Below are 18,649 nucleotides of genomic sequence, written 5' to 3' on the forward strand. Positions count from 1 at the left end.
AATCTCCCTCGGCCGCGCCGCGGACACGCCCCGGATGCAGGGCCGCAGCAAGCCCCGCGCAGGGCACGGCGCTTGCCAGCAGGGGCCGGAGACCGTAAACCGCCGCGCGACAGGCACAGGAAATAATGCATGCTGACCAAGTTCTGGGACAAGATCGAGACCGCGGAGCGGCGCTTTCGCCGATCCTTCGGCAAGGACATCTCGACGCCCCGCGCCCGGATGCTCTCGAAGCTGCATTACAATGTCTTTGACCATGCCTTCCTGCGTCTCTTCTGGCACAACTTCTGGCAGATCGCGCCCGGCGTCTGGCGGTCGAACCAGCCGACCCACACGCGCTTCGAGAAATACGCGCAAATGGGTATCAAGACCGTCATCACGCTTCGCGGCGAAGAGAAATACTCGCACTATCTCTTCGAGAAGGAGAGCTGCGAGCAGCTTGGCCTGACGCTGCTGCATGCCAAGCTCTGGGCGCGCATGGCGCCCAAGGCCGAGCGGATCTCGCATCTCATCGATACGATGCGCGGGGCCGAGAAGCCGATGATGTTTCACTGCAAATCGGGCGCCGACCGCGCCGGCTTCGCCTCTGCCGTCTACCTGATGGTGTTCGAGGGCGTGCCGGTCGAAGAGGCGCGCAAGCAGATGGGGCTGAAATACGCCCACCTCGAGTTCACCAAGACCGGGATCCAGGGCTACATCCTCGACACCTATGCCGCGCGCAACCGCCGCCGGCCGATCGCCTTCGAGGAATGGGTGCGCACGGAATACGACTCGCGCCAGCTTCAGGCGGGCTTCGACAACAAGCGCCCGCCGGAAGAGATGGCATGAGCACCGCGGACAAGAAAAGCGGCAACCTGCTCTTCTGGCTCGGGCGCCGCTATCTCTGGCGCTACCGCTGGCAGATCGTCATCGCCTTTGTCTTCATGATGCTCGAAGGCTCGATGTTCGGCTTCCTCAGCTACATGATGAAGCCGATGTTCGATCAGGTTCTGGTTGGCGGCAGCCGTGCCGCGCTGACCTGGGTCGGCATTGCGATCTTCTCGATCTTCATGATCCGCGCGCTGGCCAGCATCATCCAAAAAGTGGTGCTGACACGGGTTTCGCAGCTGACCGTCGCCGACATCCGCAACGACCTGCTGACGCACCTCATGCGGCTGGACGGCAGCTTTCACCAAAAATACGGCCCCGGCTATCTGATGCAGCGTATCGAGGGCGACGTCGCCTCGGTCAGCAAGGTCTGGAGCATCCTGATCACTGGCACCGGCCGCGACATGATCGCGCTGGTCTCGCTCTTCGGCGTGGCGATCACGATGGACTGGCGCTGGACGCTGATCGCGTTGGTCGGCGTGCCGCTCATGGTCGCGCCCTCGGTCATGCTGCAGCGCTACGTGCGCAGATATGCGCGCCACGCGCGCGACATCTCGGCCGGCCTGTCGACCCGGCTGAACGAGATCTTCCATGGCATCGTGCCGATCAAGCTCAACCGGCTCGAGAAATACCAGGCCAAGCGCTACAAGTCGCTGACCAAGGAGCGGGTCCGCACCACCGTCGCCTCGAGCCTCGGACAGTCGGCCATCCCCGGACTGATCGACGTGATGTCCGGCATCGGCATCTGCGGCGTGCTGATCTTCGGCGGCGGCGAGATCATCTCGGGGCAGAAGAGCGTCGGCGATTTCATGGCTTTCTTCACCGCCATTGGTCTCGCCTTCGAGCCGCTGCGCCGGCTCGGCGCGGTGAGCGGCACCTGGCAGATCGCCGCCGCCTCGATCGAGCGGATCAAGGAGCTGTTGGAACTCGAGCCCGAGCTGCGCGATCCGCCGCACCCGGTCCCTGCCCCCAAGGGCGTGCCCGAGATCGTGCTGAGCGGCGTCGAGCTGAACTACTCCGGCTCGGCCGTGCTGCGCGGCACCAGCTTCACCGCCGAGGCGGGCAAGACCACGGCGCTTGTCGGCGCCTCGGGCGCGGGCAAATCGACGGTGTTCAACGTGCTGACCCGGCTGGTCGATCCCGACGCGGGCGAGGTCACCATCGGCGGCGTGCGCACGGATGCCATGAAGCTCGCCGAGCTGCGCGGCCTGTTCTCGGTGGTCAGCCAGGATGCGCTGCTCTTCGAGGACAGTCTGCGCGAGAACATCCTGCTCGGCCGCGAAGACGTGCCCGAGGCCGAGCTCGACAAGGTGCTCGAGGCGGCGCATGTCGCGGATTTCGTGCCGCGCCTGCCCGACGGGCTCGACAGCCTCGCCGGCGCCCGCGGCAGCAACCTCTCGGGCGGGCAGCGCCAGCGCGTGGCCATCGCCCGCGCCCTGCTGCGCGACACGCCGATCCTGTTGCTGGACGAGGCCACCTCGGCGCTCGACGCGGCCTCGGAGCAGGTGGTGCAGGCGGCGCTCGACCAGCTCTCCGCCGGGCGCACAACGCTGGTCATCGCGCACCGGCTGTCGACCATCCGGCATGCCGACAAGATCGTGGTGATGGATGCCGGCCACGTGGTCGAACAGGGCACCCATGATGAGCTCTTGGCGCTCGGCGGCGCCTATGCACGTCTGCACGCCATGCAGTTCGAGGATGAACAGACCGTCTGAGGCGCTCCCCCTGTAACCTGTCTCCCGCCGCGCCTATAGTCGGCGCAACGGACAACCGACGGAGCAACCATGACCGCCACCACAGGCATCCCGACGGACGCCCCGCGCAGCGTCCTGCGCGTCAGCGGCCCCGAGGCCAACGACTTCCTGCAGAACCTTGTCACCAACGACCTGGGCAAGCTGAAGGACGGGCTGGTCTATGCCGCGCTGCTGACGCCGCAGGGCAAGTACCGGGCGGACTTCTTCCTCGTGCCGCGCCCCGACGGGGCGATCCTCATCGACGTGGCCGAGCCGCTCGCCGCCGACCTGACCCGCGCGCTCACGCTGTACAAGCTGCGCGCCAAGGTCGAGCTCGAACAGACTGACATCACCGTGAGCCGCGGCATCGGACCGGCGCCCGAGGGCGCCTATGCGGACCCCCGCGATCCTTCGATGGGCTGGCGCGGCTACGACGGCCAACCCGGCCAGGACGCCGACTGGAGCGCGCTGCGCGTCGCCGCCTGCGTGCCAGAGAGCGGCGTCGAACTGACCCCCGACAGCTTTATCCTCGAGACCGGATTCGAGCGCCTGAACGGTGTCGACTTCAAAAAGGGCTGTTACGTCGGCCAGGAGGTCACCGCGCGGATGAAGCACAAGACCGAGCTTCGCAAGGGACTGGTGCCCGTCGAGGTGACCGGCGCAGCGCCGGTGGGCACGGCGATTGAGAGCGGTGGCAAGCCCGCGGGCACGCTTTACACCCAATCGGGCGGGCGCGGCCTTGCCTACCTGCGCTTTGACCGGGCCGAGGGTGAGATGCGCGCCGGAGAGGCGACGCTGCGCCGCATCTCTTGAGCCGGTCCGCAGAGGCGCGGGCCGACAGGCAGGCATGATGCGCAGACGGATCACTCCGCGACCAAGCTAGATCGCGGCCTGAAAGCGCTTTTCGAGCACCTCCACCGCCCCCGTGGCGCCCGCCCCGAGCATCAGCGCGCGCGAGGGGGCGTTGAAGGCGTGCACCGTGGTGGTCCAGCCCTCTGCCCCCTGCCCGGCGATCTCGGCCTCGAAGCCTGCGATGAGCCGCCGCGCCACGCCGCGCCGACGCCAGGAGGGCTCGACCCAGATGTGTTCGAGTTCGGCCCGGCGCTGCGCATGACCGAGCGAGGTGGCCCCGGACAGCCGCCAGCGCCACATCAGGTAGCCGCGCGGCACGTGACCCACGCGGTAGGCGCGCAGCTGGGCGCCCTGCGCCATGGCCTCGGCCAAGAAGCTCTGCAGCTCGGCCTCGCTGGCGCGGTCGTGGAACCGGTGCGGCACATGGGCGACGTGCAGCCCGTGCAAGCCGCGCAGCATGACGGCCAGCGCGGGAATGTCTTTTGAATCGCAAGACGTGAACATGAAAAAGGGCCTCCTGGGCTATGCGCCGGAGGCCCTTTGGTCATGCTATGTCGCCCCCGGATCGCACGGGGACAAACTGGTCGGCGCGCGGGTTATGCGCGTTCCGAATACTCCATGGTCTCGGTGTTCACGATGATGTCCTCGTCCTGCCCGACGAAGGGCGGAACCAGGACACGCACACCATTGTCGAGCACGGCGGGCTTGAAGCTGTTTGCCGCGGTCTGACCTTTGACCACCGGCTCGGTCTCGACGATCTTGCAGGTCACCTTCTGCGGCAGGGTCGCGTTCAGCGCCTCTTCCTCGTGAAATTCGACGACGATGGTCATGCCATCCTGCAGGAAGGGGCGACGCTCGCCGAGGATGTCGGCGTCGAGCTGCACCTGCTCATAGGTCTCTGTGTCCATGAAGATCAGCTGACCGGCGTCCTCGTAGAGGAACTGCATGTCCTTCTGTTCGAGGCGCACGCGCTCGACCTTGTCCGCCGAGCGGAAACGCTCGTTCAGCTTGGAGCCGTTGCGCAGGTTCTTCATCTCGACCTGGGCAAAGGCACCGCCCTTGCCGGGCTTCACATGGTCGACCTTCACCGCGGCCCACAGGCCACCTTCATGCTCGAGCACGTTCCCGGGGCGGATCTCGTTACCGTTGATCTTGGGCATGGTCAGAAAACTTTACAGTAAGGTTGAAGGGGTTTTCCGGCCTCCTATATATGGCCGGTTCGCCCCGTGCAAGACAACGATATCTCGCGTTCCGTACAAGCCGAGATATGCACCAGATGCAACGACGCTATGCGTTTGTGCTGTATCCGAATCGAACGGAATGGTCCATAACGCCGCGTACGCCAGAAAAGACAAGAGCAATAATCAAAAAGGTCGAAAGATGAAGGATTTCGTGGACAGCACAGCCTACCATGCCGAACAAGGCAACCGCGCGCGGAAACTTTTCGCCGCTGTGGTTCTGGCTGCGCTCGACGATGCAATCGCCGATGACAAGAAATACGGCAATGGTCCCGAGCAGATCGCCCGCTGGGCACGCTCGCGCGACGGCCGTGAAGTTCTGAGCTGCGCCGGTATCGACCCGAACGAGCGGGTTGTCTCCGGTCTGATGGAATTCGTGTCGAAAGGTGTCCGCACCTCGGTCGCGCTGTCGCGCGAGGAGAGCGAGCGTCGTCACGCAGCCGCAGCCGCGGAACAAGCCGAAGCCGCTTGATCCCGGTATAGGGGGCCCGGCCCCCAGCCAGTCGAAGGCGCGCCCCGAAACGGGCGCGCCTTCGGCGTTTCCAGAGGAGCCGTCGGCCGGTTTCCGCCGGTTTCCTCCTCTGCTGGCCGGGCAGCAAGAAGCCCGGACGCCTTGGGCGCCGGGCTTCGCTTTCGTTCGGTGTTCGTGATCCGCGTCGCGCGGTCAGTCGAGATCGTCGCTCGCCAGCAGACGCTGAAGCTCGCGGCGCACCAGCGTGCGGATAGTGCGCGTCGCGCCGTCTCCCAAGGCCCCCTGCAGCTCTTCTCGGACCACCTCGGCGATCAGCGCGCGCAGGCGTTCCTCGTCGACACCGCTCGGCGACTCGGCGACGGGCGCCGGCGGCTGCTCGGTTGCGGAGGTGTCGCTGCGCAGGTTGCTCTGACTGCGCTGCCAGACCGGGTTGCGCAGGATCTTCACCGGGCGGCGTGGCGCGGGTTCGGGCTCGGCCTGCAGCTCTTCGGCAGCACCGTCCTCTGCCGCGGAGAGCGCCGAGGTCACGGATTGCAGGTCCGGGACGGTCTCTTCGGGCTCATCTTCGAGCGCGTCCTCGTCGGGCGTGATATCGGGCTGAGCGGGTGTCTCGAGCACATAGGGCTCATCCACCAGCTCGGGTTCGGGCATCGGGCGGCTTGCGAGTTCCTGGTCCTCGTCCTCGGCCGCCACGGGCTGGCCCGGCGCGGGCTCATCGCCCGGCTGGTGCCGGAAGATCGCCTCTGGGGCCGCTTCTCCACGTTCGGGCTCGAACTCATGCGTGCTGCGCGCGATCATCTCCTCGAGCTCGGCGATCTTCTGCGCGAGACTGCCCTCCTTCGCGGTCGCATCGGCGATCGGCGTAGCCTGAGGAGGGGTGCTGTCGCGCTGCTTCAGCGCGAAGAAATCGGCGATGGACGCCTCGGCGAACTCGCTTTCGGACTCTTCGTCCACCTCGATGAAGGGTGCCTCTTCGACCTCGTCGCTGACCGCTGCCTCGCGCACCGGACCTGGCGTCGCCTCGGGTGCGATGGCGCGCAGCGGCGCACGGCGGGCGACCTCGGCAACCTCTTCCTCGGCCGGAACAAGACGCGCTGCGAGCGGCGGAGCATGGCGCTCGGGCGCGTCTTCGCCGGTCTCGGAGGTGTCGCTGTCCGTCGCCTCGGACGCGGGAGCCTCTTGCACGCGCAACGCGGGGGTCAAGACCAGCCGCCCCGCCGGAGCGGAACGCTGCGCCTGAGGCGCCTCTGGCGTGGACTCGGGACGGGAATCTTCGGAAACCAACCTCCGGATAGAGGAAAGCACGTCCTCGATTTCCACATTGGTCACGGGATCGGACATTTATGTACCACTCTTGCCTGTCCCCCCAAGTGTAGCGTCTTGGGGGGCACCAGACAACAAGGACGAGGAGAAGCTTACTGCTTCCCCATCGCCTTCAGGATACGGTTCAGATCCGCGCCCTGGCGCGACTGGACCGGAGCGGACTTGACCAGGTTGTAGTACTCGGCAGGGTCGTAGCGCGGCACGTTCAGTGCCAGGTCTTCCGCCGTCAGCTGGCCCATGGTGTAAAGCACGGTATAGGCGGCGATCGTCTCGTCGACCACGGCGGAGATCTGGGTGTTGCGCGCGTCGAGCAGTTCCTGCTCGGCGTCGAGCACGTCGAGCGTGGTGCGGGCGCCGAGCGTCGCTTCCTCGCGGGTGCCGCGGAAGGCGACGGTGGCGGCGCGGACCTGCTCGTCCGAGGCCGCGCGGGCCGCCTGCGCCACACGCAGGTTGGCATAGGCGTTGGTGACCGACTGCGGGATCAACTTGGTCAGCTGCAGCAGTGCGGCACGGCGCTGATCACGGCTGGCATAGGCCTGACGCTTGATCGAGCTGAGCTGGCCGCCCTGATAGATCGGGCCCGACACGTTCAGACCGACGGTGCCGCCGCGCGTGCCGGCCTCGCTGTCGAAGCTCTCGTCAAAGCCGTACGTGCCTTGCAGCGACACGGTGGGGCTCATGTTGGATTGCGCGATGGCGACGCCGACTTCGGCTGCGGCCACCTGGTGCTGCACCTGGATGATATCCGGGTGGTCGCGCAGGGCGATCGCCCGGGCCTGGTCGGCCGTTGCCGGAATGCGTGGCAGGCTGCTCGGCGAGACGAGGTTGCCCGGCAGGCGGCCCACCGACGCGCGGTATTCCTCGCGGGCCTGGGCCAGTGCGCCCTCGGCCGCAGCAAGCAGCGAGCGGGCCGCGGCGAGCCGTGCCTGGGCCGAAGCGACGTCGGTGCGGGTGACTTCGCCGACCTCGAAGCGGTCGTCGGCGGCGCGGAGTTCCTCGCCGATCACGCGAACGTTGTTCTGCCGCAAGGTCAGCGTTTCGATGGCCCGGCGGACTTCCATGAAGGCGTTCACGGCACGCAACAGCACGTCCTGTTCGACCGAGACGAGGCCTGAGCGGGTGGCCAGAACGGTTTCCTTGGCGGCATCCACAGCGAGACGGTTGCTGCCGCCATCGTAGAGAACCAGCGAGGCAATGAGCCCGATCGACGTGGTGTCGGTGGCCGCGCCGGTATAATTGCCGGTCACCGCACTGCGGGTCTCGCCGTAGTTGCGGGTCACGTCACCGGTCCAGGAGATCACCGGACGAAGCGCGCCGACCGCCTGGGCCACGTCTTCGTCGGCGGCACGCAGCACCGCCCGGTTCTGCTCGAGCAGCCCACTGGTGTTGTAGGCCCCGGCCAAGGCATCCGCCAGCGTCTCTGCCGCGGCGGGCATCGCGAGCCCGGCCGCAAGGCACACGCCCGTCATCCATGTCGTAAGAGATTTACGCGCCATCTTCCTGCCCTCTCGATCCCGTTGTCTATCCGCCTGCCCGTTTCGGGTCAGAGCGCAAAGGCCACCTCGTTTTTGAACCCGGCAAGCACGGGCGCAGTGGCGTTGAAAGAAAATCGCCAGGTGATGGTGCCGTCGATCTTCCAGCCGACCTTCACCGTTCCCAGCGCCCCGTCCATGAAAATACAGGCAATCCGCCCGCCGTCCTTGAGCTGCCCGGCAATGGTCTCGGGAAGCTGTTCAATTCCGCCCTCGATCACGATGGCGTCGTAAGGCCCATGTTGCGGCGCACCCTCGGCGAGCGGGCCGACATGCTGGATCACGTTGTCCGCATGGTCCATCAGCAGCGGTTGCGCCTCCTCGGCGCGCTCCGCGTCATCCTCGACCGCGACCACGGCCTCGGCAATGCGGGCGATGACCGCGGCGCTGTAGCCGAGCCCCGAGCCGATATCGAGCACGAGGTCGTCGCCGTCCACGTTCAGCGCGTCGAGCATCTTGGCAAAGGTCCGCGGGTCCAGCACCACGCGCCCGTCACCAAGGTCGATGTTGCGGCCGGCATAGGCCGCGTCCACGGCCTCGTCGGGCACGAATGCTTCGCGCGGGACACGGAGCATGGCGTCGATGATAGGGAACTTGGTGACGTCCGAGGGACGAACCTGTGTATCAACCATCATACGGCGGAGGGTGACGAAATCGGTCATCCGCTAAACTCTTCCGTTCAGATATCCTTACAAAAACTTCTGCCACACTTGCCACCCCGGGGCAATGTCCGGCTGCCTACAAAAGAATAATCCCGCACCAGACTGTGGCGCGAGCGCTTCAAAATCAATGATTTTTTACACATTTCATGAAATAAAAGGCGGCGCCAAAGAGGTCCGCGCTCAGGCGGATCACTCCTTGCGCATTGCCTGCCCTGCCGCGCGGCCCGCCAGGAAGGCTTCGACCAGAGAGGTAACCGGCGCCGCGGTCGGGGCCGCGGCGACGGGCACCCGCGGGCGGACGGGCAGGAAGAGGAGCAGGAGCGCCAGCACGAGGTAGACGCCGCCAACCACGAGCGCGGCGACCAGCTCACCCTGAGCTTCGGCCAGCGCGATCCAGCCGGCGATGGTAAAGAAAATCGCCGCGACGGCCATGCAGACCGCCCCGGCGATGGTACGACCAACCCTTGTCAGGGCGGCTCTCAGTCTTGCCTCGAACAGGGCGAACAAACGATCTTACCTCCGGCTGCCGACATAACCGATCAGGAACCCGACCGCCGCCGCAAGGCCGATGGCCTGAAACGGATTCGCCTGGATCTGGCCGCGCGCGTTGTTTTCGAGCTCGGCGACGCGCTGGCCAGCCTCGCGCAGCGCTTCTTCGCCGCGGTCGCGCACTTCCTGCGCCTTGGCTTCACCGGCGGCTCGGTATTCCGCGCCGCGGCGTTTGCCGATATCCCCCACGAGTTCGGCCAACGAGGCCACGTCGGCGCGCAGGGTCTTGATCTGATCGCTCAGCGCCTCGCCGTCCCCTTGCAGCGTCTCGGCCACCTTGGGGGTGTCGTTCGATTTGGTTGCAGTCTGAGCCATGATGACGTCCTCCGTCTGCCTGTGCCTTTCACGGTCAACCCGGGAAGTCTGCGCGAAGTTCCCCGGGTCACGCAAGTTTCATTGCCATGGGGAACGCTGCGCGTCTTTGCGCGGGATCAACCCCGGCGCGGGGCTATTCGCCAAGAGCAATCCCCTCGCGGCGAGGATCGGCGCCGCCGGTGAGCGCCTCGCCCACCGCGATGGCATGCAGCCCCGAGTTCAGGTCGCGAAGGCTGGTGTCGAAGCCCATGTCACCCAGTGGGCCGGCCAGCGCCTCGGCGCCGGTGCCCGCCTCGATGTCCATGGTGCCGAAGCGGTTGAGCAGATGGGGTGCCGCCACCGCCTGCTGCACATCCATGCCCCAGTCGAGATGGGCGATCACCGCCTGCGCGACGTAGCCGATGATCCGGCTGCCGCCCGGCGAGCCGACGACCATGACCGGCGCGCCGTCCTTCATCACGATGGTCGGTGCCATGGAAGACCGCGGCCGCTTTCCGGGCTCGAGCCGGTTGGCGATGGGCACGCCGTTGTCATGGGTCTCGAAGCTGAAATCGGTGAGTTCGTTGTTGAGCAGGAAGCCCCGCACAAAGAGCCGCGAGCCGAAGCCGTTCTCGATGGTGGTGGTCATCGACAGGGCATTGCCCTCTGCGTCGACGATGGAGATATGCGATGTCGAGGGGAACTCTATGGAGCGATCATCGGCCCAGAGCTGCGCGTGGTCCCATTCGGGATCGCCCGGCGAGACTTCGGTCAGGGCGGTCTGCCCGCCCAGCAACTCTGCGCGGGTTTGGAGGTAGGCGGGATCGACCAGCCCTTCGGTTGGCACGGGAACAAAATCGCTGTCGGCCATGTAGCGGCCGCGGTCGGCGAAGGCGAGCCGCGAGGCATCGCCGATCAGCCGCCAGGCCTCGGGGCTGTCGGGGCCGAGCGCGGCCAGATCGTAGGGCGCGAGTGCGCCGAGGATCTGCCCAACGGTCAGCGCCCCCGACGAGGGCGGCCCCATGCCGCAGACGTCATGCGCACGGTAGTCGACGCAGACCGGCGCCCGCTCGATCACGTCGTAAAGGGCGAGATCGGCGCTGCTCAGCAGGCCGGGGTTGCCCTCGGCCTCGCGCACGGTGCGGACGATGTCCTCGGCGATCTCGCCCGAGTAGAAGGCGCGGCTGCCCTCGGCGGCGATGGCCTTGAGCGTGTCGGCATAGGGCTGGTTGCGCAGCATGTCACCCGCCTGCAGCGCGGTGCCGCCGGGATAGAAGTAGCTCTCGGTGTCGGGGAAGCGCCGCAGCCGGTCGCCATCCTCCGCGATCAACCCGGCAAGTCGCGGCGAGACCGAGAAGCCGTCTTCGGCCAGCGCGATCGCCTCGTCGAAAAGCCCGGACCAATTTGCCGTGCCCCAGCGCCGGTGCGCCTCTTCCATCAGCCGCGGCGTGCCGGGGGTGCCGACCGAGCGCCCGCCGACCACGGCGTCGAAGAATTCGAGCGGCGCGCCGTTCTCGTCTTGGAAATAGGTCGGCTTCGCGGCCAGCGGTGCGGTCTCGCGCCCGTCGAGCGTGGTGAGGCTTCGGGACTTGGCGTCGTACCAGACGAGAAAGGCGCCTCCGCCGAGGCCGGAGCTCTGCGGCTCCACGAGGCCCAGCACCGCCTGCACCGCGACCATGGCGTCGGCGGCGCTGCCGCCTTCGCGCAGGACCCTGGCGCCCGCCTCGACCGCCAGCGGGTTCGCGGCGGCGACCATCCAGTCCTGCGCCTCGGTCGGCTGCCCCTGGGCCTTGGACTCGAGCGCGGACCGGGCCGCGTCTGACAGGCCTTCGAAGCCCGAGGTCTCGGTCTCGGCCTCCGGCGCCACGGCATCGGCGGCCTGCTGCGCCATGAGCGGCGCGGCAAGGCCCGCCGCGAAGAGGGTGATCAGGATCGTCGCGCGCATCGGGTCCTCCCTGTCTGCATCCCCGTTCAGGGAACGGTGCCGGAAAGGTAACCCGAAGCCGCGCTTTCTCAAATCGCGATCTGGATCAACTCAGAGGACCGACCTCGACCAGCGCGGTATGCGCCGAGCACCCCTGCCCCAGCGACGAGGTGCCCTTGTCGCGGGTCAGCACGTTGGGGTTGCCATGCGGGTCGATGTTCTCGGAGGCGTCGCCATACCACGCGCCGGTGGGCAGGGCGACAACGCCGAGGCGGATGTCCTCGGTCACCACGGCCCGCGCCCGCGCCGCGCCGCGGGCGTTGCGCACCAATACCAGATCGCCCGTTGCGATGCCGCGCGGGCGGGCATCCTCGGGGTGGATGAGCAGCCGCTCGGGGCGGGCATCGGGCTGATCGGCGAGCGCGCTCTCGAGCTGGCTGTGCAACTTGTCGCCGGGCTGCGGCGAGACGAGGTGCAGCGGCGTCTGCGGCGTGGCCGTGCCGAGCCATTCGGTCGGCTCGAGCCAGGCGGGGTGGCCGGGGCAATCGGCATAGCCGAAGCCCTCGACGGTTTCGGAGAAGATCTCGATCCGGCCCGACGGGGTGTTCAGCGCGTTTTCCTCGGGATCGGCGCGGAACCGGGCCAGGAACGACGGCAGCGGCGGTTCCTGCACGATGAGCAGCTTGACCCAGTTCCGGGCGCGCAGATCGTCGTAGGAGGGCACTTCGATCCCAGCGGCGGCGGCGCTCTCGCGGTAGCTGCCGTAGAGATGCCGCAGCCAATCCTCGCTGCTGCGCCCCTCGGTGAAGCGCGCCCCCTCGCCCATGCGCTCGGCGAGCCCGGCGAAGATGTCGTAGTCGTCGCGCGCCTCGCCCACCGGATCAATCAGCGCGGGCATGTTGAACAGGTACTCGTCGAGGTCGGTGCGGCCAATGTCCTCGCGTTCGTAGCTGGTGGTCGCCGGAAAGACGATGTCGGCGCGCTTGGCGGTGGCGGTCCACCACGGCTCGTTGACGATCACCGTCTCCGGAGATTTCCAGGCCTCCGACAGGCGGTTCAGATCTTGGTGGTGGTGGAACGGGTTGCCGCCCGCCCAGTAGACCAGGCGGATATCGGGATAGGGCTCGCGCCGTCCGTTGAAGTCATAGGGCACGCCGGGGTTCGCCAGCATGTCGGCAATGCGCGCGACGGGGATGAAGGTGCCTACCGGGTTCTGCAACTGGTCGAGCGTCACCCCGCGCAGCGATTTCATCGACTTGCCGATGCCGCCGATGGCCCCGTAGCCGTAGCCGACACCCCCCCCCGGCAGGCCGATCTGCCCGAGCATCGCCGCCAGCACCGCCGACATCCAATAAGGCTGCTCGCCATGCTCGGCGCGCTGCAGCGACCAGGCGACGGTGATCAGCGTACGGGTGCTGGCCATGCGGCGCGCCAATGCGCGGATGGTGTCGGGATCGGTGCCGCAGATCGGGCTGGCCCATTCCGGGGTCTTGGGCTTGCCGTCGGCCTCGCCCATCAGGTAGGGGCGGAACCGCTCGAATCCGACGGTGTAGCGCGACAGGAAGGCGTGGTCCGTCAGCCCCTCCTGCTCGAGCACGAAGGCCAGCGCCAGCATCAGCGCTGTGTCCGAGCCGGGGCGGACGGGCAGCCACTCGCAGCCCTCGGGTGCATCGCGGCGCTGCGGGCCGATGTTGAGGCAGCGCATGCCCTTGGCGTGGAAGCGGTCGAACCAGCTGGCCGTGTCGTGGCGGGTGATGCCGCCCATGCTGACCTGCGCGTTCTTCTTGTTGATGCCGCCGAACATCACAAGCGTCTCGGTGTTCTCGGCGATGGTCTGCCAGCTGTCCTGCTCGTTGTAGAGATAGCGCAGGAAGGTCACGCCGAAGACATGCGGCATGATCGCCTGCGCGCAGCCGGTGGAATAGCTGCCGAAGGAGGCGACGTAGCCGCCGATGCTGTTGAGGAAGCGGTGAACCTGGCTCTGCGCGTGGTGGAAGCGCCCCGCCGAGGACCAGCCGTAGGAGCCGCCGAAGATCGCCTCGTTGCCGTGCGCCTTGCGGATGCGGTCGATCTCGGCGGCGGCGATGTCCAGCGCCTCGTCCCAGGGCAGCTCGACGAACTCGTCGCTGCCGCGGCCCGCGCGGTCGCGGCGCTCGAGCCAACCGCGGCGGATCGAGGGGCGTGCGACTCGGCTGCGATGATGCACCGCCTGCGGCAGGATATCGGGGATGGCCGAGGGTTCGGGGTCGTCGGCAAACGGCGCAGTGGCGGTGATGCGCCCCCCTTCGGTGGTGACCTCGAAGGCCCCCCAGTGGCTGGTGGTGACACGGGTCTTGCGGTCGGAATGGGTGGACATGGGGGCGACTCCGGCGGCTGATCGGGCAGCATGACTATGCCGCAGTGTATCATTGCATCGGAGGGGAAATGGCAAGAGCGCGCCCCGAGGACCGCGCCGCGCGGCCTCAGTCGTCGTCCTTGATCGGCGCGGCGGAAAAATCAAAATCGAACTCCGTCGCGGCGCCCTCCTCCTCGGTGGCGGCGTCGTCCCCAAAAGTCGAGGCGAAGTCGAACTCGCCACCGCCGGGCTCCGGCACGTCAGGCAGGTCGGGCAGATCGGGCAGGCCCGAGGCGATCTCGTCGAGGCCGAATTCCTCGGGCGCGGCGTCGGGCGGAGCCGGCGCCATGTCGGGCAGCTCTGTCATCTCGGGCACGTCGGGGGCCTCGTCCTGCGGCGCGACGCGGGGCCACGAGAGACGCACCGCGCGCATGCCGTTGATCTGCCCGAGCCGTCCGCCCGCCACTGGCGCGCCGGGGCCGGCGTGCAGCGTCACCGCGTCGAGCATATCTGGGCTGAGCGGCAGCAAGTCGCCCGGCCGCAGCGCCTGCACCTTGTTCAGCGGCAGGCGCAGCGCGCCCAGCACCGCCCGCATCTGCGCTGGCAGGAGCCCCATCTTTTGCTCGTGCGTGCCGGGCTGGCCCGGCGGCCCAGCACGCCGCGCACCCGGGCGCTCGGGCAGGAACAGCCGCAGCTCGCCCCGCCGTCGGCCGAGCGCCAGATCGAGCGTGGCGCGGAACACCATGTAGCCCGGCGCATCGAGCAGCATCCCGGCGGCGCGCGCATCCTCGAGCATGGCGCCGAAGCGAAATCCCTCGATCTGCGGGCGCAGGGGGTGATCCTCGAGGAAACGGGCAAAGCGTTCGAGCGTGCCGTCGAGCAGCGGCGCGGTCATCGCGGCGTCGGTGGCGGTGAAGGCGCGCGGTTCGGCGGGCATCTGGGTGACCTGCAGCATGGTCTGCACCTCGGTCAGACCGGTTACGAGATCGCGGTCTAGCGTGACGAACCCCACCACCCCATCCGGCCCGTCAAGCAAGAGCAGCAGCGCTTCGGGCGGCAGCTGCGCGACGACGCCGTCCTGGTCGAGATGCTCCTGATCGACCGCATGGGCGACAAGCGCGAGATCCCACAGCACATCGGCGGTGCGTGACAGCGCCCGGCGCAGCGCCTTGGCCGGGGACATGGCGCGTGCCTCGAAGGCACGGCGCGCGGCCTCGGCCTTGCGGCTCAGCACGTTCCGACTGTCGGCCCCGCCGCCCCTGCCCTGCGCGGAATCCTGTCTTGAAGCCTGTCCGGCGGCGTCTGGCATCGTCCCTGTCGGCCCAATCTGTCGAGATACCCCAGTCCCGATCTATGACGGGATTTGGTTACCATCGGCTTTATCCCGGCGCGGGAAAGGCGCCTGTCACTGCGCGGCGATGGCCAGATCGGCGGGCAGGCTCACCCGGAAAGAAGCACCCGCGCGCCCCGGCACATAGGTGATGTCGCCGCCGAGGCGCGTGACGATCTGCCGGCAGATCGCAAGGCCCAGCCCTGCGCCCCCGGCCTTCTGGTCGCTGACCCGGCTGAACTTCTCGAAGATCACGTCCTGCGCATCGGCGGCGACGCCCGAGCCGTTGTCCGTGAAGTCGAGCGCCAGCCGTGCGCCCGCCCGCACCGAGATCTCGAGCCGCGGGCGCGGCGCATCGCAATACTTGCGGGCATTGGCGATGAGGTTGATGAAGACCTGGCTCAGACGGTCGAGATCGGTGTGCAGCACGATCTGCTCGGCGGCGCGATCGCGGCGGATCTCCAGCCGCCGCCCCGCCTCGTCCGCCGCCGCCGCGGCCACGGCGCGGTCGAGCACGTCCGACAGCAGCCCTTCGCGCAGGTTCAGGTTGACCTGCCCGTTCTCCAGCACCGACAGGTCGAGCAGGTCGTCGAGCAGCCGGGTCAGGCGGATCGCCTCGTCATGGATGATCGAGGCATACTTGGTCTTCTCCGCGTCGCCGAGTCCGGAGGTGTCCCGCAAGATCTCGGAAAAGGCGCGGATCGATGTCATCGGCGTGCGCAGCTCGTGGCTGATCTGGCTGAGGAAGGCATCTTTCTGGACCGACAGGCGGGTGAGCTTGGCATTGGCCTCGCGCAGCTGCGCCGCGGTCCGCGCCAACTCCTGCGACTGCGCCTCGAGACGCGCGGAATACTCCATCATCTGCGCGGTCTCGTCGGCCACGGCCATCAGATCCTCGACCGAGACCGACATGCCCCCGACGATCTGCCCGACCATCGCATGGGCCGTGGCCGCGCCGACCGAGCCCGCCAGCTCGCGTTCGATCGTCTCAAGGAACTGAGGGGTCACATCCGGCAGCGGGCCGCGCCCGCCCTGCCGCTCGGCCTCACGCTCGAAGAGCTCCTGCGCGTCACGGGCGCCGAGGATTCGCTGCGCCATGATCATCAGGTCCTCGGACTGGGCAACGTTGCCGGTCCAGCTGCGCGGGCCGGTGGAATGCTCGAAGACATTGACGAACTGCGCGCCTTGCAAGCGCTCGAGCGGTTGCGGAAAGCTCAGAAGCGAGCCGAGGATGACGCCGCCGGTGTTGACGCTCATCGACCAGAAGAAGGCGTGCAGCAGCGGGTCCATGTCAGACAGGCCGAACATAGCCTGCGGCCGCAGGAAGCCGATGCCGAAGGGGCCGTTGGCGAACCACGCCTCGGGCATCAGCACCCCCGGCCCGAAGGAGGGCAGGAAGAGTGTGTAGTTCCATACGAGGAAACCGAGGACCAGCCCGGTGAAGGCCCCGGCCTTGGAGGCGCCGCGCCAGAAGATGCCGCCGAGCATCGCCGGAAGCACCTGCGCGACACCGGCAAAGGAGACAAAGCCGATGGTCGCGAGCGCCTCGCCGCCGCCCGAAAGGCGGTAGTAGAGATAGCCCAGCATCACCACGCCGATGATCGACAGCCGGCGGGCCAGCAGCACGACGGTCCGCACGTCGCCCGAGACCGTGGCGCCCGGCTCGGCAAAGCGCAGCCACAGCGGCATGACCACGTGGTTCGACACCATGGTCGAGAGCGCGATGGCCGCGACGATCACCATCGAGGTGGCGGAACTGAAACCGCCAAGGAAGGACAGCACTGCCAGCCCGCCCTGCCCCTGCGACAGCGGCAGGGTCAGCACGAAGAGATCGGGGTTCGAGCCCTCGGGCAGCAGATCGAGGCCGATCACCGCGATGGGCACGACAAAAAGGCTCATCAGGCCCAGGTAGAGCGGGAAGGCCCAGCTCGCGGTGCGCAGGTGCGTCTCGTTGTCATTTTCCACAACCAGAACCTGGAAGATCCGCGGCAGACAGAGAAAGGCGGCGGCCGAGAGCAGCATCACCCCAGCCCAGCGGCCGCCGTCGATGCGCCATTGGCCAAGTTCGGAGGCGTCGATACGCGCCAGCGTCTCGGTCAGCCCGCCGCCCAGTCCCCAGACCACGAAGACCCCGACGGCAAGCAGCGCGAAGAGCTTCACCACCGCCTCGACGGCGATCGCCATGACCACGCCGTTGTGGCGCTCGTTGGCGTCGAGGTTGCGCGTGCCGAAGATCACCGTGAACAGCGCCAGCCCGGCGGCGACCCAGAGCGCGGTATGGCCGGTCTCTTCGCCGGTGGCGAGATCGCCCGCCGCGAAAACCTGGAAGCTCAGCGTCACCGATTGCAGTTGAAGCGCGATATAGGGCGTGGTGCCTATCACCGCGAGCAAGGTGACGCAGACCGCGAGCAGGTTGGACTTGCCGTAACGCGACGAGACAAGGTCGGCGACCGAGGTGATGCGCTGCGAGCGGCCGATACGCACCAGCTTGCGCAGGATCCACCACCAGCCAATCAGCACAAGCGAGGGTCCAAGATAGATCGCCATGTATTCAAAGCCGGTGCGTACCGCCGAGCCGACCGCGCCGTAGAACGTCCAGGCGGTGCAGTAGATCGACAGCGACAGCGTGTAGACCGCCGGCGAGCGCAGCCAGCGCGCCTGGCCATGGGCGGCGATGCGCTCGGCGGCAAAGGCGATGGCGAAAAGAAAGAGCGCGTAGGCGATACAGACGGCGACCAGCGTGTTGAGCATGTTCACTCGCCCCCGCTGCCCAGCCCGTCCCCCGGCGCCGGGCGCCCCAACGCCCAGGCGATGAAGCCCGCCAGAAGCACCAGCAGCAGCCAGACCCCGAAGAGGTAGACGATCACCGCCGAGCTGCGCACGCCCTGCTCGGGGTCCTCCTGCCAGAGCAGCGGCACCAGCCAAAGCAGCGCGCCGAGAAAGGGCAGCACCCGCGCGCCGTCCATCACCCGGCGGCGGCGGTAGGACTGCCGTTCGAGAAAGACCGGCGGCGTGCCGCGACGGGGCGAGCCCTCGCTCATGGGGGTCCGGGGGCCTCTTCCGGCACGCCGTTCAACAGCGCCCGCACGGTGTCGAGCATCTCGGAATTGGCAAAGGGTTTCGACATGAAGGCGCTGACCCCTTCGCGCTCGGCCATCTCGCGGTCGCGGGTCTGTCCGCGCGCGGTGAGCATGAGCACCGGCAGCGCCGCGGTGCTGGGGTCGGCGCGCAGCTCGCGCAGGATGTCGTAGCCGCTCTTGCCCGGCAGCATCACATCGAGGATCAGCAGATCGGGACGCGCGCCGCGCAGCTTTTCATTGGCGGTGGTGCCGTCGGAATGGGTTTCCACGGCCAGCCCGTCGCGCGACAGGATGAAGCTGATTGCCTCGATAATATTCGGCTCATCCTCGATCAGCAGCACGTGTTTGGACATGCACCCCTTTCCCCAAGGCGCCGGACACTCCCCCTTCCGGCACCGAGGATTGCTCCCCCGTGATGTCTTTTTATCACCAATGTTTCACGCCCTGTCAAAATAAGACCA

At 67.6% G+C, this 18,649-nt stretch carries 17 protein-coding genes; 4 read left to right on the forward strand and 13 right to left on the reverse strand.

Annotated elements, in window-relative coordinates; all coding sequences use genetic code 11:
• Positions 1-129: 129 nt before the first annotated feature.
• The 3 genes from CEW88_RS09925 to ygfZ all read left to right on the forward strand — a co-directional run bounded on the left by CEW88_RS09925 (position 130) and on the right by ygfZ (position 3,410).
• Complete coding sequence (locus CEW88_RS09925; RefSeq protein ID WP_108966386.1) at positions 130-825, forward strand: phosphatase domain-containing protein; 696 nt, start codon at positions 130-132, stop codon at positions 823-825.
• Positions 822-2,579, forward strand: a complete 1,758-nt coding sequence (locus CEW88_RS09930; protein ID WP_108966388.1) for an ABC transporter ATP-binding protein — start codon at positions 822-824, stop codon at positions 2,577-2,579. The genes CEW88_RS09925 and CEW88_RS09930 overlap by 4 nt, the downstream gene beginning before the upstream one ends.
• A gap of 69 nt (positions 2,580-2,648) precedes the next feature.
• Positions 2,649-3,410 (forward strand): CAF17-like 4Fe-4S cluster assembly/insertion protein YgfZ, encoded by a 762-nt coding sequence (gene ygfZ / locus CEW88_RS09935; RefSeq protein WP_108966390.1) that lies wholly within the window; start codon positions 2,649-2,651, stop codon positions 3,408-3,410.
• A gap of 66 nt (positions 3,411-3,476) precedes the next feature.
• Here ygfZ and CEW88_RS09940 read toward each other — a convergent pair whose 3' ends face one another.
• The gene (locus CEW88_RS09940; RefSeq protein WP_108966392.1) at positions 3,477-3,953 is read right to left on the reverse strand and encodes a GNAT family N-acetyltransferase; all 477 of its coding nucleotides are present in this window, start codon (positions 3,951-3,953) and stop codon (positions 3,477-3,479) included.
• Positions 3,954-4,045: 92 nt separating this feature from the next.
• A complete protein-coding gene (efp, locus tag CEW88_RS09945; RefSeq protein ID WP_095884089.1) occupies positions 4,046-4,609 on the reverse strand; it encodes an elongation factor P in 564 nt (187 codons plus the stop codon).
• 220 nt (positions 4,610-4,829) lie between these two features.
• On the opposite strand from efp, the gene CEW88_RS09950 reads away from it, so the two are divergent.
• Positions 4,830-5,159: a DUF6280 family protein gene (locus CEW88_RS09950; protein WP_066101377.1), complete on the forward strand. Its 330-nt coding sequence runs from the start codon at positions 4,830-4,832 to the stop codon at positions 5,157-5,159.
• Between the two features lie 192 nt (positions 5,160-5,351).
• Here CEW88_RS09950 and CEW88_RS09955 read toward each other — a convergent pair whose 3' ends face one another.
• The 11 genes from CEW88_RS09955 to CEW88_RS10005 form a co-directional block, all read right to left on the reverse strand.
• A complete protein-coding gene (locus CEW88_RS09955) occupies positions 5,352-6,500 on the reverse strand; it encodes a hypothetical protein (protein WP_108966394.1) in 1,149 nt (382 codons plus the stop codon).
• A 74-nt stretch (positions 6,501-6,574) separates the two neighbouring features.
• Positions 6,575-7,978, reverse strand: a complete 1,404-nt coding sequence (locus tag CEW88_RS09960) for a TolC family outer membrane protein (protein WP_108966396.1) — start codon at positions 7,976-7,978, stop codon at positions 6,575-6,577.
• A gap of 47 nt (positions 7,979-8,025) precedes the next feature.
• On the reverse strand, positions 8,026-8,676 hold the full coding sequence (locus CEW88_RS09965) for a protein-L-isoaspartate O-methyltransferase family protein (protein ID WP_108966399.1): 651 nt from the start codon (positions 8,674-8,676) through the stop codon (positions 8,026-8,028).
• A gap of 189 nt (positions 8,677-8,865) precedes the next feature.
• Entirely contained in the window at positions 8,866-9,183 is a 318-nt protein-coding gene (locus CEW88_RS09970) for a hypothetical protein (protein ID WP_159099587.1), read from the reverse strand.
• 6 nt (positions 9,184-9,189) lie between these two features.
• Positions 9,190-9,540, reverse strand: a complete 351-nt coding sequence (locus CEW88_RS09975) for a DUF883 family protein (protein ID WP_108966403.1) — start codon at positions 9,538-9,540, stop codon at positions 9,190-9,192.
• A gap of 133 nt (positions 9,541-9,673) precedes the next feature.
• Entirely contained in the window at positions 9,674-11,464 is a 1,791-nt protein-coding gene (gene ggt, locus CEW88_RS09980; RefSeq protein ID WP_108966405.1) for a gamma-glutamyltransferase, read from the reverse strand.
• Between the two features lie 85 nt (positions 11,465-11,549).
• Positions 11,550-13,799, reverse strand: a complete 2,250-nt coding sequence (locus CEW88_RS09985; protein WP_108966407.1) for a molybdopterin-dependent oxidoreductase — start codon at positions 13,797-13,799, stop codon at positions 11,550-11,552.
• A gap of 106 nt (positions 13,800-13,905) precedes the next feature.
• A complete protein-coding gene (locus CEW88_RS09990) occupies positions 13,906-15,087 on the reverse strand; it encodes a flagellar motor switch protein FliM (RefSeq protein WP_254694384.1) in 1,182 nt (393 codons plus the stop codon).
• A 96-nt stretch (positions 15,088-15,183) separates the two neighbouring features.
• A complete protein-coding gene (locus CEW88_RS09995; protein WP_108966409.1) occupies positions 15,184-17,865 on the reverse strand; it encodes an ATP-binding protein in 2,682 nt (893 codons plus the stop codon).
• Complete coding sequence (locus tag CEW88_RS10000) at positions 17,862-18,149, reverse strand: hypothetical protein (protein ID WP_108966411.1); 288 nt, start codon at positions 18,147-18,149, stop codon at positions 17,862-17,864. Before CEW88_RS10000 ends, CEW88_RS09995 begins: the two co-directional genes overlap by 4 nt.
• A complete protein-coding gene (locus tag CEW88_RS10005; RefSeq protein ID WP_108966413.1) occupies positions 18,146-18,541 on the reverse strand; it encodes a response regulator transcription factor in 396 nt (131 codons plus the stop codon). Before CEW88_RS10005 ends, CEW88_RS10000 begins: the two co-directional genes overlap by 4 nt.
• Between the last annotated feature and the right edge of the window lie 108 nt (positions 18,542-18,649).

Origin of the sequence: Alloyangia pacifica (assembly GCF_003111685.1) — a bacterium.
GTDB lineage: Bacteria > Pseudomonadota > Alphaproteobacteria > Rhodobacterales > Rhodobacteraceae > Salipiger > Salipiger pacificus_A.